Here is a 13,330-nt window from a genome sequence, read left to right as displayed (position 1 = left end):
TCTTTTTCCCGAGTGGCTCCGCCACGAGGGAAAAAGCTGTCCTCGCGAGGAAGCCGCTGAGAACCCGCGGGTGGGCGCTTTTCGACGTGGGCTATGCGCTGGCGCGCATCCAGGCACGGCCTTCGGCCGCGAGGCAGGCGTGGCTTCGCCGTCTACTGCACGGCCTTCGGCCGCGAGGCGCGGCTTCGCCGTCTACTGCACGGCCTTCGGCCGCGAGGCAGGCGCGGCTTCGCCGCTTACTGCGCGGCTTCGCCGCAGAGCACGGCTTCGGCGTGAGGCAGGTGGGCGTCGCGTCCTTGCGGCTTCGCTGCTTGCTGCACGGCCTTTGGGCGCGGGGTGGGCGCGGCGTCGTTGGGCGCGCAGGTGGTCTGCGGTCTTCTTGGCTGCTCAGCGGGGGTCCAGGACCCAGGTTCCGGAGATGCCGAAGTCGACTCCGCCTTCGGCGCCCGCGGTGAGGACGGCCGAGTACTGCTGGACTTCGACGTGTTCCAGGCGGGTGCCGTCCTCGGGGACGCGCAGGGTGTAGGAGTGCCGCGTGTCCGGGGTGAACACGGGGGTGCGGCCGTCGATCTCCTCGCCGTTGGCGCCGCGGTAGATGTAGGCGACCTGCCACGGCGTTGCGGCCACGTCGCCGGGCACCGAGATCTGCAGCGGTGCCCTCTCGGGCACGCGCAGTTCGCCCACGGGGTCGGCGGGCGGCGGGGAGCACTGCTCGCCCGTCGCGTCGCAGAACCGGGCGGGGGCGACCTCGACCGCGTCGCCATGCGAGTAGAAGGTGACCTGCGGGTCGGCCGGCGCCGAGCATCCGGCCAGCGCGGCGATGCCCAGCGGAGCCGCGAGCAGCAGCGACTTCAGTCCACGATGCACACCGTGAGCCTACGGCCCGGCCGGAACCCGTTCGGTGCCCGGTCGGGGGGTGTGGCCGCGGCGCGGTCGCGGAACGAGGCTGCCGCCGCGCCCCACGATGATCGTCTGGGTGAGCACGAGCGCGAGGATCGCGGCGGTCGCGGTGAACCCGATCCACCACACCGGCGGCAGCAGCACGCCGAGCGCGCCGCCGAACACCCAGCTCAGCTGCAAGATCGTCTCGGAGCGGCCGAAGGCGGAGGCCCGCGCCCGCTCGGCCACGTCGCGCTGCACCACCGCGTCCAGGCACACCTTGGCCAGCGCGCTCGCCGTCGCCCCGACGAGGCCGACCGCGACCGCCACCGGCACGCCCGCCAGCACCGCCGCGCACACCGTGATCGCGAGCGCGGCGCCCAGGCAGCTCACGATCAGCCGGTCCGGGGCGCTGAACCGCATCCGGGCACCGGCGGCGTTGCCGATGAAGCTGCCCAGCCCGGCCGCGCCGCCGACCGCGCCGAGCAGCACCAGCTGCAGGAACGGGTCCTGCCGGGCGCCTTCCTTGATCACGAACGCGGCGAACAGGGTCAGGAACCCGGTGAGCACCCGGATGCCGCCGTTGCCCCACATCGCGACGACCACGTGCGGGCTCAGCGGGGCGCGCTTGCGCTTCCCGGCCACGTCCCGCTCACCCGCCGAGCTCTCCACCTGAGGCGTGACGCGCAGGCACAGCCAGGCGCCGAACGCGGCGAGGGCAGCCATGAACCACAGCGCCCCCGGCGACCCCAGCAGCCACGCGAATCCGGAGGCCGCGGCGCCGAAGACGCCTCCGGCGGCCAGGCCGAACGTGGTGAGCCGCGAGTTCGCCGTGGTCAGGTTGATCGCCCGCGGCAGCACCCGAGGCGTCATCGCCGCCTTGAGCACGCCGAACGATTTGGACAGCACCATGCAGCCCAGCGCCGCCGGGTACAGCAGCCAGCCGTCGAAGTTCAGCGCCATCACGACCGCCAGCAGCACGCGCACGCCGAAGGACACCGCGAGCGCGGTGCGCCTGCCCTGGCGCAGCCGGTCCAGCGCTGGTCCGATCACCGGGGCGATCACGGCGAACGGGGCCACGGTGATCAGCAGGTACAGCGCCACCTTGTCCTTGCTCTCGCCGGTGGCGGCGGAGAAGAACAGCGTGTTGGCGAGCGCCACCGCCATCGCGGCGTCGACCGCGTAGTTCAGCATCACGGCGTAGGTGAAGCGGGCGAGGCCGGATTCGGCGGCGCCGTCGGCGTGCGCGGCGGAGAAGAACAGCCGCATCGCCCGCCGGGTCAGCTCGCGTCCGCGCCAAGCGGCGACGCGCGTGATGGTGAGCTTGCGCGGCGGGGCGGGGGAGTCCCACCGGCCGCGGGCGGAGCCGGTGTCCTCGGGGTGGTCGCGCGGCGCGGAGTCCTCGGAGGTCCGCTCGCGGGGCTCGTCGCGCACCGCGTGCTCGGTGGTGCCGGTGTGCTCGGCGCTCGCGGCACGTCCGGTGCCGCTCGGCTCGTCGTCGGCCGGGGGGCCGGGCTCGCCGGGGCGAGCCGAGGTTCCGGTGCCCGCAGCGCCGGCCGGGCGGCGAAGAGCGTCCGCGTGATCGTCCGCCCGTCCGTCGCGTGGCCGCTCGACGCCGAAGTCGTGCGGGATCCGGGCGCGCCTGCCGCGGCGTCCGGCTCCCCAGCCGGGCCGTCCGGCCGGTTCCTCGTCGGCGTGCCCGTTGCGTCGGAGCCCCATGTGCTCATCCTGCCCTAGGCGAAACCTCGATCGCGCCCGTTGCTGCGCTGCTCAGCCCACCGGTGGAGAGCGCGGCGTCCGACACGCCGACCGGAGTTGTCCACAGCGAACCCCGCCCTGTGGACAACCTCCGTGATCACGCGAGTTCTCCACAGCTGAGGCGTCGTCACGTCCCCACCGGAACGAGGGTGTGGAGAAGTCCGGCGATTGGTGTGGACCGATCACTCGGGTGTGAAGCGCACCCGGTACGCGTGCGGCCACAACTTGCCGGTGAGCAGGAATTCGTCGGTGCCGGGCACGGCGGCGATGCCGTTGAGCACGTCCGTCCCGGACCGCTCGGTCCACGGCAGCAGCCCCGAAGCGTCCACCACCGCGCCGACCCGACCGGACGCCGGGTCGATGCGCACGAGCCGCTCGCTTCCCCACACGTTCGCCCACACCTGCCCGCCGACGCATTCGAGCTCGTTGAGCTCCGGCACCGGCCGCCCTTCGAGGGTGACGTCGACCGAGCCGGTCGGGGCGAACGTGGCCGGGTCGCGGAACGTGAGCCGCGAGCCGCCGTCGCTCATGATCAGCCGCGTCCCGTCGTGGCAGAGTCCCCAGCCCTCGCCGTCGTAGTCCACTCGGCGCAGTTCCCGCAGGCTCTCCCGATCACGTTCCAGCGCAACCCCTTCCTGCCAGGTGATCTGCCAGATACGGTCTCCGACGACGGTGATGCCCTCGCCGAAGAGCTCCGAGGGGAGACGTTGCTCCCCCAGCACGCGGCCGGTGTCCGGGTCCAGCGCCCGGAGCGCCGAACGCCCGTACTGACCGGTGCCCTCGTAGAGCGTCCCGCCGGACAGTTCGAGGCCCTGGGTGAACGAGGAGCGGTCGTGCGGGAGCACGCGGGTCACCATCGCTCGAAGGTGTGGCACGCTGCGCGCGTGCCCAATGCTCTGATCGGTGTGCTCGCGGTCGTCCTGGCCCTCGTGCTGGGTTGGTACGTCCGTCGCGCACGCAGCCAACCCCAGGCCGCCCAGCAGGCTCGCGATGATCACGCCTGTGGACAGACGGTTGCCCAGCACAGTTCTCCTGGGGAGATCTCCGGTTCGCACCCCGAAAGCCTGACACGGGCGGCGACCGCACCGACCCCGTACGGCACAATCGAGCACGTGACGCCTATGCCTGCTCCGACCACCGACCCGGACGCTCCGCTCGGAGTTCCTGGGGAGCCGAGCGGCGAGTCCACGGGGACCCAGCCTGAACCGGCCCGGCTCGACCCGACGCTGGCCGCGGCCGTCGACACGGCCCGCGCCGCAGCGGAGGGCGAGGCCGGTCCCGCGACCGATCCGAGCGGTTCACCGGTGCTGACGGTGGATTCCGACGACGCCCCGGTCGGGGCGCACGCCGGTGTTGAACCGGAAGGCCCGGACGCGGCCACGCACTACTTCGAGTCGAACTACCCGGGTTACGTCGGCTGGCGCTGGGCGGTGACGGTCGCCATCGCCGGTCCGGGTGAACCCGTCACGGTCAGCGAGGTCGTGCTGCTGCCCGGACAGGACGCGTTGACGGCTCCCGCGTGGGTGCCGTGGAACGAGCGGGTGCGAGCGGGTGATCTCGGCGCGGGCGATCTGCTGCCCAGCGCCCCGGACGATCCGCGGCTGGCGCCCGGCTACCTCTCCGATGACCCGACCGTGGAGTCGGTGGCGTACGAGGTCGGTCTGGGCCGCAAGCGGGTGCTGAGCTTCGAGGGCCGGGTCGCGGCAGCGGAGCGCTGGCACGGCGGCGACTTCGGTCCGGGCAGCGACATCGCGAAGCTCGCCCCCGGCGCGTGCGGCACGTGCGGTTTCTTCCTGCCGCTGGCGGGGTCGATGCAGGCCGCGTTCGGCGTGTGCGGCAACGAGATCGCCCCGGCCGACGGCCGGGTGGTGCACGTGGAGTTCGGCTGCGGCGCGCACTCGGAGGCCGAGGTGGACACCTCGTCGACGGTGCCGATCGCCGAGGTCGTCTACGACGACACCACGCTGGACTTCGAGTCGCGCGGGTGACCGCGAACGACGTGTTCGGGACGGCCGAGCTGCGGCGGGCCGTACTTCAGTCCTGGGAGTCCTCGCCGACGAGGTTCCGGGAGGACGCGAACGCCGAGGAGGACCTGCGCCTCGGCGGGTACCGCGACCGGTTGCTGGTGGAGCTCGCGCAGAACGCCGCGGACGCCGCCGGTGCGGACGGGGTGCTGCGGGTCGGGTTCGAGGACGGTGAGCTGCGGCTCGCGAACACCGGTGCGCCGCTGACCGCGGAGGGCGTGGAGGCGTTGGCCTCGCTGCGCGCTTCGGCGAAGCGCGACGGCGCCACGGTCGGCCGGTTCGGCGTGGGCTTCTCCGCGGTGCTGGCGGTCACGGATCGTCCGCGAGTGGTGTCGACGTCGGGTGCCGTGGAGTTCTCCGCGGAGCGCACCCGCGCGGAGGCCGCGGAACTTCCCGGCCCGGCGAAGGAGATCGAGTCCCGCGAGGGCGGCGTCCCGGTGCTGCGCTTGGCGTGGCCCGCCGAGGAGACCCCGCCGGAGGGCTTCAGCACGGAGGTCCGACTCCCCGTTCTGTCCGATGTGGACGGTGACGCGCTGCTGGCGGGTTTCGCCGAGCACGCGTCGGACCTGCTGCTGGCGCTGCCCGCGCTGCGCGAGATCCGGGTGGGCGCGCAGTCGTGGCGCCGGGAGGACCAGGGCGCGTCGCGGTCCGTCGTGCACGGCCCGCACCGCAGCGATCGCTGGCTGCTGCACCGGGTTTCCGGCCGCTTGGGCGAGTTCGCCCTGGAAGGCCTGGGATCCGAGGCGCGCCAGGGCGCCGAGTGGTGGGCGTGCTGGGCGGTGCCGCTGGACCCCGACGACGTGCCGATCCCGCTGGCCGAGGACATCCTGCACGCCCCGACTCCCACCGAGGAGCGGTTGTCGCTGCCCGCGCGGCTGCTGGCGGGCCTGCCGGTGGAGGCGGACCGCCGCCGGGTGACGAGTTCCCCCGCGGTCGATTCGGTGCTGACGTTCGCCGCCGAGAGTTACCCGGACCTGGTCGCGAAGGTCTCGGCGGAGCACCGCACCGCACTGGTCCCGCTGCCCGGCTTCCCGCTGTCCGATGTTGACGGGAAGCTGCGGCAGGGCGTGCTGGACCGGTTGCGCGTGACGGAGTGGCTGCCCGGCGGCGCGGGCGGTTCCGTCGCCCCGCACGGCGCGGCGGTGCTCGACTACTACTCGCCGGAACTGGTGTCGTTGCTGGCGGACGTGGTGCCCGGCCTGCTGGCCGCGGACCTGTCGGATGCCCGGCAGCGGCGCGCGCTGAGCACGCTGGAGGTGCGGCGGCTCGGTTCGGCGGATCTGGTGCAGGCGGTGTCCGGGCTGGAGCGCCCGGCCTCGTGGTGGCACCGGTTGTACGACGCGCTGGCGCCGATCCAGCGCACCGACCTGCGCGCCCGCGAGGAGTTCGCGGCGCTGCCGGTGCCGCTGGCCGACGGCCGCACCATCACCGGCGTCCGCGACGTGCTGCTCGCCGACGGCGACGGCGATTCCGGCCCCGCCGCGGTGCTGTCCACGCTGGACATCTCAGGCCTGCGCATCGCGCATCCCGACGCGGCGCACCCGCTGCTGGAGCAGCTGGGCGCGCACCGCGCGGGACCGGCGGAGCTGCTGGACGCCCCGCCGTTGGCGGAGGCGGTCCGCGGCAGCGTCGCCGACGCCCAGGCCGGGGCGGACGTGCTCCCGCTGACGGAGTCGGTGCTCGGTCTGGTGCGCGATTCCCACGCGCACGACTGGCTGAGCGCGCTGGCGCTGCCGGACCGCGACGGCGAGATGCGCCGCGCGGACGAGCTGCTGCTGCCCGATGCCGCGCTGCTGTCCGTGCTCGACCCGGACGAGATCGGCCCCGACGCGTCGCTCGGCGTGCTGGACGCGGCGTTCGCCGCCCGCTGGCCGCGTGATCTGCTGCGCTCCATCGGGGTGCTCGACGGTTTCGCCCTGCACGTCGAGGACGACCCCGTCGACCCCGACGACCGGTTCGCCGACAGCGAGCAGTGGTGGCGCGAGCAGGAACTCGCCGCAGACGGCGCCTGGCCGCCGGCCCGGTTCACCGCCGTGCGCGATCTCGACCTGGTCGCCGACGAGGCGTGGCCCGCGGCGATCCGCTTGCTCAGCGCCTCCACCGGCATCGCGCAGGCGCTCGACGACCCGCACGGCCACCCGGCGTGGTGGCTGTCGCGCTTCGCGCTGCTCGCCGGGCACCCGCCGCGTTCCTGGCGGCTGCCGGGCGCGGAGGAGATCGCCGGGATCTACGACCCGGTGCCCGACGTCGGCTTGAGCGAACCGCAGCTGCGGCTCGCGGGCGTGCGCGGCGAACTGCGCGTCGACGACCCCGACGACGCGGCGGACCTGGTCGCCAGGCTCGGAGACCCCGACCGCGCCGTCCGCGCCGGCACGGCGCTGCGCGCCCACCGGGAACTCGCGAACGCGGTCGCCGACGGCGTGATCAGCCCCGGATTCACCGGCCCGCCCGAGTCGGTGCGGTCCATCTCCGGAGCCGTCGTCAGCGCCGAACGGGCCGTGGTGCTCGACGAACCGTGGATGCTGGGAGTGCTCGAAGCGCCCCTGGTCATCGCGGGCGGAGGCCCCGACCAGTTCGACGCCGAAGCCCTCGCGGAACTGCTCGACCTCCCGCTTGCCTCCGAGGAGAGCACCATGCGGGTGCTGGGGGAGGGCCGCGCCCAGAAGTGGGCCGAAGTCGGCCGGGTCCCCGGATCCTGCGAACTGCTGGGAATCGCCGTCCCGCGCGGCGAAGTCACCCTGCACGACGGTCTCCGCGTGAGCACTCGCTCCGGGGAGCAGCGCGTGCACTGGTGGGTCGACGAAGCGGGCGCCGTGCACGCCGAACGCACCCCCGACGGCCTCGCCCGCGCCCTCGCCTGGGCGGCGGGCACCTGGGACACCCGCTTCGCCCTGGCGGCTCTGCTGGCGGACCCGGAAGCGGTCACGCTGCTGCGCTGACGTGGTGAGCGGACCGTTCGCCCAACCCCGTTGGACGAACGGTCCGCTCGCTTCAGCCTCGTAGCGAGCGGATGAAGCGGCGCCATGCTTGGCGCTCAAACACCAACATCCCGCCGTCCCGATCCTTGGTGTCCCGCACGCCGACGACCTCGGGAGAGCCGCCGACCTCGACGCAGCTCCCAGCCTGCCCGCTGTAGCTGGACTTCTTGAAGCCGACTTCCACGCAGTTGCCCTGTCCTGCACTTCGGGTCGACTTCCGGAAGTTCACTTCGAGGCAGCTACCGTTCGCCGCCGAGTAGCTCGACTTGCGCCAGCCGACCTCCACGCAGTTGCCCTGGGGGCCGCTGTAGCTGGACGTCCGCCAATCGACTAACCCGGCAGTCATGTCGCCTCGCTCTCGTACTTGTGTATGTACTTCGCAAGTATCTCGGCTGAGCCGGTTGGCGAGAAGGCCAGCTGTTCGACTCTGGCGACGGCATCGGTGAACAACGCGACGTCATCCGGTTCGTCGATGAACGCACCGGAACTTCGGGCTTCCAGGTAGATCACGTCGCGCGACTTGACGAACTCCAGCAGGACGAAGGTGCCCGCCAAGCCCGCGTGCGCGCCGAGTTCGAGTGGGAGAACTTGAACGGAGATGTTCGGCTCTCGGCCCGCAGCGACGATTCTCCGAAGTTGTTCAGCCATCACTCGTGGCCCACCTATCGGGCGAATCAGGGCTGATTCGTCGATCAAGCAGCGCAACGTGGTCGGATCGCTGCTGCTCAAGATTCCTTGGCGAACTTGGCGTACCGAGATCAGCGCGTCGGCCTCATCCGCTGACATACCGCTGGATTCCATGACTGCGCGCGTGTAAGCACGCGTTTGGAGCAGCCCCGGCACCAGGTTGAGCGTTACGTCGGTGATGCGGACGGCCCGCTGTTCGGCGTCGATCAGCGCGGTCAGCTGTTCAGGCAGTGAGCGCCCGAGCTCCCACCAAGCCGGTTGATCGATTTCCCGCGCCATCTTGAGCAGCCGTTCCCGGTCGACTCCGGTGACCCGCAGGACGGCGAGCATCGCGGACACGTCCGCTTCCTTGATGCCCTGTTTGGCGTTCTCGACGCGACTGACCTTCGCTTCGGACCAACCGAGCTGCTGACCGACGAGTTTCATCGACAGGCCGACATCTTGTCGCGCTGCCCGAAGCTCTTTGGCGAGCGCTCTGGCTCTGGACGTGTTCGACACTTGCACAGCTTATGTGAGCTCAACTCACTGTCCGATTCCCCCAATCGTGGATCTTGCAAGACTTGCAGATTCTGTAACAGACTTACGTTGATCGCATCGGAAGATCCAACGGGAAGGAGCGGACATGTTGGCGAACGGGGCGAAGGTGGGGCTGTGGCAGCCGGTGGGCGGTGGTCGGCACGCCTTCGACCTGGCCGCGCGCAGCTCCGAACCGGGTGAGCTCGTGAAGGCGCTGTGCGGCGTCGTGGTGAGCACCGACGAGTTGCAGCGCATCGCCGACGAGCTCGCGTGGATCCAGGAAGCGACCTGCATGGACTGCTGGCGCGAGCTGGCGAACCGTCCGCGCTGAGCGCGGACCCCTGACGCGGCCCGGTCGTGGTGACCCCCGACTCCACGCCGGTCCGTTCGGGTGGCCGGGCGGGTCCACCTCCCCTCCCGCTCGGCCACCCTCTCAACTCGAGGAGATCCCCGGATGGCAGCAGAGATCGAACAGCCCGAAGGTTGCTGGGCGGCCTTCGGCTACCAGAACCACGTGATCCCGGTCGGCGTGGTCCAAGCCGTCGGCTTGTGCGGAGTGATGGCCGACCCGGCCGACGTCGTTCCCCGCGACGACCGCCCGACCTGCTCGGTCTGCTCCGCCGAAGCCCGCAGTGGTGATCACCGCATCGTCCCGTTCCCGAGTGACGAATGAGTGTTAATAGCGAACCGTCCCGAGGGCGAATGCCCGCGAAATCGGGCATTCGCCCTCGGCAGAGCCTCGCCGCGTGCTGAGCTGATCGACGATCGCCACATCGGAGAATCGGACCCCGCGAGATGACACCGCCTCACCCGCCGAACGGGAACCGGCCGCTACCCGGCCCGCCGCAGAACGGCTGGCCGCCACCCGGCCCGCAATCGCCGCCGAGCTGGCAGCAGCAGAACTGGCAGCAACAGCCCCCGCCCTCCGCGCAACAACCCCGCCGCACGAGCAAAGCGCCGCTGATCATCTCAGTCGCCGCAGGCGCGGTCCTGGTGCTGCTGCTCGGGTTGGGCATGTTCGCCTTCCGCGGTGGAGGCGGTACGGAGGCGGCAGGGGAGGAGCGGGGCGGTGAGCGGTTCCTCCAGCTGACCCCGGGCGGGCCTGCGGCGCGGTACGGGGCGACGCCCGCGTACGACGCTTGCGCGACCGTTCCTCCGGCCGTCCTCGAACAGATCGGTCTGAAGCTCGCGCTGGACCGCCAGCTCGAACACTCCTACGCCAAGGACGACGAGCTCCCGGAGCGTGCGATCGAGGACAGCGAGATGAGCGGCTGCGACTACTTGATCGATTCGACCGCCAGTCCCACGGATCTGGTCTCGCTGAAGGTCTACCAGCAGCCGCGTTCCTCCGAGACCGAACTGGAACTGGTCGCCGAAAGCCCCGCGAGCCAGGACGTTCCAGTCAGCACCAGCACCGACCGTGGATTTCAGGTCGGCTACTGGCAGGACCCGGATCAGCGGGGCGGCTGGCGTGCGACCGTCGCACGGCCTGACGTGGCAGTCGACGTGCTGATCACCTTGAGCGACCCCGAATACGGCGGCCGTCCCGTGGACCAGGTGGTCGGGGAGTTGACCACCCGCATCGTGGACGGTCTCGCGGCGGGCCCGGCGGCGCTGGACATCAGCTACACCGGTCGTTATGCGGACACTCCGAACCCCTGCGACGTGTTGAACGGGGCCGCGCTGGAAGCGTCCTTCCCGGTCCAGGCGAGCAACTGGGTGCGCGACTACTACTTGCCCGGAGAGCTGCGCATGGCTGAGGCCGACGGATATCGAGTCGACACCGGCTGCACCCGCACCGCCGCCGTGGACGGCGACATCTTCGGCCCGGACCCCGACAGCATCAGCGCGGACTTCATGAACTGGGAAGACGTCGAGGTCGGCCGGAAGTACGTCGCCAACAAGTGCGACCACCCCATCCTCGGAAAACCGCCGGTCCGGACCGAGGTTCAGATCGGTGACGGCACGACCTGCCTGACCGACCTCAACGGCGACTGGCGGCTGGAATTCCAGTCGGGGAGGACAACGGTCACCTTGGGAAGTTCGAGCGCGTCGCAGGATCCGCAGGAAGTGGCGCGGATGCTGGAACCGGCCGCGCGGGAAGTCATCCGCAACCTGGGCTGACCACCGGAGAAGAATCGGCCGCGCACCGGAATCCGGTGCGCGGCCGACCTGTCAGCTCACTGCTGCGCTAGCTCACTCCCCGAAGACCGGGGGAGCGGTGCGCGGCATGTCGTTGAGCCAGACGTCGTCCTGCTCCTCGAGCCAGCTCGGGTGCTCGTGCTCGTCGTCCTCGCCGCCCTGGCCACCGCGACCGGCACCAGCGCCGCCGCCCATGCCCATGCCGCCACGACCACCGGCCCCGGCGCCCTTCGCGCCGGCGCCACCGGCACCGGCCATGCCGCCGCCCGGAGTCCCGACGCCCGAACGGCCACCGGCACCAGGCTGGTTCGCGGCACCCGCACCGGCGCCGGCGCGACCACCGGCACCCATGCCGCCCGCACCGGCGCGACCGCCCGCACCGGCACCCGCGCCGCCCGCGCCCATGCCGCCAGGCATCATCCCGAGCCCGGCACCGCCACCGGCGCCAGCACCGCCGCCCGCACCGATCGCACCCGGAGCCGGAGCGGGAGCGGGCATCGTCGAACCGCCACCAGGAGCCCACGACGAGCCGCTGCCAGAAGGCGTGTCCGGGAAGTTCGAGCCACCAGAGCCGAACCCTGAACCGCTGCCAACGCCGCCGATCCCACCGGAACCACCACCGGCACCAGGACTACCGCCCGATCCGACACCCATCGGCGAGTTGATGGCGCCACTGCGGTCGAAGGAGCTCTGCCCCTGATCCCCGCTCTGGTTCGGCGGCGGATCGAACCGCGGCGGGTTCTGAACCTCGGGGCGGATCGTGTTGTCGTAGGTCGAGTAGGTCTGCTTCGCGGCTTGCGCGGCTTCGGTCGCCTCCCGCTCCTGCTGCTGCAGATCCGTTTCACCGCCGACGAGCCAGGCTCCGCCCTTTTCGGCCAGGCTGTCGGTGGCATCGACCTTCTTCGGTTCCGGCATCGAGTTCCGGACCGTGAGGAAGCCGTCCACTTGCCGGTCGACCGAGTCACCGGCGGCCTGAGACGTGGACTGCGCGTTGGTCAGGAAGCTCGTCATCGGCTTCGTCGAGTTCCCGAACTGCTCGGCGGCCTTGCCCTCCCAAGCGACGTTCGCATCGCGGTTCGCCGTTTCGAGTAGCTCTTGCGCTTTCCCGAAGTGGGTCTGGATCGCGCCTTTCAGGTCCTCGGCAGCCTTGGTCATCTCTTCGTGACCGGCGCCTTCGTGGATCTGCTTGTACTTCTCGGGGTGGTTGAAACCCACCTTCTGCATGATGTCGTCAAGGCTGCCGCTGTCCGATGGGCCGAGCACCGCACCGCCGACGACGACCGCGCCGGCGGCTATAAGAGGAACGGGCATTGAAGTCTCCCCAGTGTTCGATGGTCAACCGGCGCAGGAGATCATGCGCTCGGGATGTTCTTGATCACTTCGGTGGTGATCTTCTTGGCGTACCCGCAAGCGTCGTCCATCTCGGGCGTGCCACCTGCGTTCTTCGCGTAGAAAACTTCGATGGACTGGTCATCGGCGATACCGGCGGCCACTGTGCACACGCTGCTGTCAGCGTTGATCTGAGCGGCAGGGTAGCCGGACACTTCGGTCGGGGCGAAGTTGTCGAAGTTGTCCTTTCGCGCGTTGGCTGCCGTCATTCCACCGTTCTTCGTGTTGATGTCAACGGTGATGTCGAAGGCGTCGTTGGAGATGTTGCACGTGGGCTCTTTGTATTGATCGTTGATGGAGGGCTTCAACTCCGAGCCGCTTGCGCCGAGTGCGGAAAGTTGCTCGGAGGTGAGCAACTGGCAGGAGTCGGAGATGCCAGCAAGATTCTTGGGGTTTTTTACCTTCAGCGCGGGGTCGACCGCTTCCGACGCGGGCGGCGCGGGTTGCTGGCCACCTCCGCTTTCTCCTACGGAGCACGCGGAGGCTGCGGTGAGCGTGAGGAGGGAGGCGGTGATCACGCTGGCGCGTCGTAGCACAGAAATATTCCTTACGATTGAGTTGGCGTAGCCGCTTCATCGGCAGATCGGTAGTCCTTCTGGGCAGCCTTTAGCTGATCGATCTGCTCCTGAAGGTGTTCCCTGGCGTCGGTGACGACTTTGGTGATCCCTTGGTCGCTTCCTCCCATGAGATCACCGATCGCCTTGGCTGCGGCCTTGCTGACCTCGTCATTGCCGGGCGGTTTGAGCATCCCCGAACGCCTCGTCAAGTTGAGGATCTCCCCCAGTTGTTCCCGAGCATCCTCGTATTTCGCGATCATCCCCGGAATGGCGTCCGTGTCGACGGAGAACGACGCCCCCGAAGAGGTGCCCCCGTTGTTCACAGTCGTGTTGATGGTGGCCATGTGGTCTTACCCCCTAGTGTCACGTTGATCCGTGATCGGGCCTCAGCTTGCCAGAT

13 protein-coding genes are annotated in these 13,330 nt (G+C 70.5%); 5 read left to right on the top strand and 8 right to left on the bottom strand.

Annotation, left to right across the window (positions count from 1 at the left end; all coding sequences use genetic code 11):
• Positions 1-387: 387 nt before the first annotated feature.
• The 3 genes from OOZ19_RS23560 to OOZ19_RS23550 form a co-directional block, all read right to left on the bottom strand.
• The gene (locus OOZ19_RS23560) at positions 388-867 is read right to left on the bottom strand and encodes a DUF2771 family protein (RefSeq protein ID WP_266092330.1); all 480 of its coding nucleotides are present in this window, start codon (positions 865-867) and stop codon (positions 388-390) included.
• Between the two features lie 9 nt (positions 868-876).
• Positions 877-2,598 carry an MFS transporter gene (locus tag OOZ19_RS23555; RefSeq protein ID WP_266092329.1) on the bottom strand — a complete coding sequence of 574 codons (1,722 nt, stop codon included), beginning with the start codon at positions 2,596-2,598 and terminating at the stop codon, positions 877-879.
• A gap of 221 nt (positions 2,599-2,819) precedes the next feature.
• Positions 2,820-3,659 carry a glutaminyl-peptide cyclotransferase gene (locus OOZ19_RS23550; RefSeq protein WP_416309488.1) on the bottom strand — a complete coding sequence of 280 codons (840 nt, stop codon included), beginning with the start codon at positions 3,657-3,659 and terminating at the stop codon, positions 2,820-2,822.
• A 99-nt stretch (positions 3,660-3,758) separates the two neighbouring features.
• Between OOZ19_RS23550 and OOZ19_RS23545 the strand changes: the two genes are divergently transcribed.
• Entirely contained in the window at positions 3,759-4,625 is an 867-nt protein-coding gene (locus tag OOZ19_RS23545) for a DUF3027 domain-containing protein (protein ID WP_266092337.1), read from the top strand.
• Complete coding sequence (locus tag OOZ19_RS23540) at positions 4,622-7,600, top strand: sacsin N-terminal ATP-binding-like domain-containing protein (RefSeq protein ID WP_266092328.1); 2,979 nt, start codon at positions 4,622-4,624, stop codon at positions 7,598-7,600. The genes OOZ19_RS23545 and OOZ19_RS23540 overlap by 4 nt, the downstream gene beginning before the upstream one ends.
• Positions 7,601-7,652: 52 nt before the next feature.
• On the opposite strand, the gene OOZ19_RS23535 is transcribed toward OOZ19_RS23540, so the two are convergent.
• Positions 7,653-7,985, bottom strand: coding sequence for a DUF397 domain-containing protein (locus OOZ19_RS23535; protein WP_266092327.1), 333 nt, complete (start codon positions 7,983-7,985; stop codon positions 7,653-7,655).
• Positions 7,982-8,824 carry a helix-turn-helix domain-containing protein gene (locus OOZ19_RS23530; protein ID WP_266092326.1) on the bottom strand — a complete coding sequence of 281 codons (843 nt, stop codon included), beginning with the start codon at positions 8,822-8,824 and terminating at the stop codon, positions 7,982-7,984. The genes OOZ19_RS23535 and OOZ19_RS23530 overlap by 4 nt, the downstream gene beginning before the upstream one ends.
• A 124-nt stretch (positions 8,825-8,948) precedes the next feature.
• Here OOZ19_RS23530 and OOZ19_RS23525 point away from each other — a divergent pair, with 124 nt between their 5' ends.
• The 3 genes from OOZ19_RS23525 to OOZ19_RS23515 all read left to right on the top strand — a co-directional run bounded on the left by OOZ19_RS23525 (position 8,949) and on the right by OOZ19_RS23515 (position 10,966).
• Entirely contained in the window at positions 8,949-9,173 is a 225-nt protein-coding gene (locus OOZ19_RS23525) for an HC3 family zinc finger protein (protein WP_266092325.1), read from the top strand.
• A gap of 123 nt (positions 9,174-9,296) precedes the next feature.
• Positions 9,297-9,515 carry a hypothetical protein gene (locus tag OOZ19_RS23520; RefSeq protein WP_266092324.1) on the top strand — a complete coding sequence of 73 codons (219 nt, stop codon included), beginning with the start codon at positions 9,297-9,299 and terminating at the stop codon, positions 9,513-9,515.
• A 122-nt stretch (positions 9,516-9,637) separates the two neighbouring features.
• Positions 9,638-10,966 carry a hypothetical protein gene (locus OOZ19_RS23515; RefSeq protein WP_266092323.1) on the top strand — a complete coding sequence of 443 codons (1,329 nt, stop codon included), beginning with the start codon at positions 9,638-9,640 and terminating at the stop codon, positions 10,964-10,966.
• A 72-nt stretch (positions 10,967-11,038) separates the two neighbouring features.
• Here the strand turns inward: OOZ19_RS23515 and OOZ19_RS23510 are convergent, their stop codons facing one another.
• Genes OOZ19_RS23510 through OOZ19_RS23500 form a run of 3 tightly spaced genes read right to left on the bottom strand, consistent with a single transcriptional unit; the run spans position 11,039 to position 13,274 of the window.
• Positions 11,039-12,295 (bottom strand): PPE domain-containing protein, encoded by a 1,257-nt coding sequence (locus OOZ19_RS23510; protein ID WP_266092322.1) that lies wholly within the window; start codon positions 12,293-12,295, stop codon positions 11,039-11,041.
• A 41-nt stretch (positions 12,296-12,336) separates the two neighbouring features.
• A complete protein-coding gene (locus OOZ19_RS23505) occupies positions 12,337-12,891 on the bottom strand; it encodes a DUF3558 domain-containing protein (protein WP_266092321.1) in 555 nt (184 codons plus the stop codon).
• Between the two features lie 29 nt (positions 12,892-12,920).
• Positions 12,921-13,274, bottom strand: a complete 354-nt coding sequence (locus tag OOZ19_RS23500) for a PE domain-containing protein (RefSeq protein WP_266092320.1) — start codon at positions 13,272-13,274, stop codon at positions 12,921-12,923.
• Positions 13,275-13,330: the final 56 nt, after the last annotated feature.

Source organism: Saccharopolyspora sp. NFXS83 (genome assembly GCF_026241095.1).
Classification (GTDB): domain Bacteria; phylum Actinomycetota; class Actinomycetes; order Mycobacteriales; family Pseudonocardiaceae; genus Saccharopolyspora_C.
The sequence above is the reverse complement of the archived record's forward strand: the minus strand, read 5'-3'. Positions and strand labels throughout refer to the sequence as shown.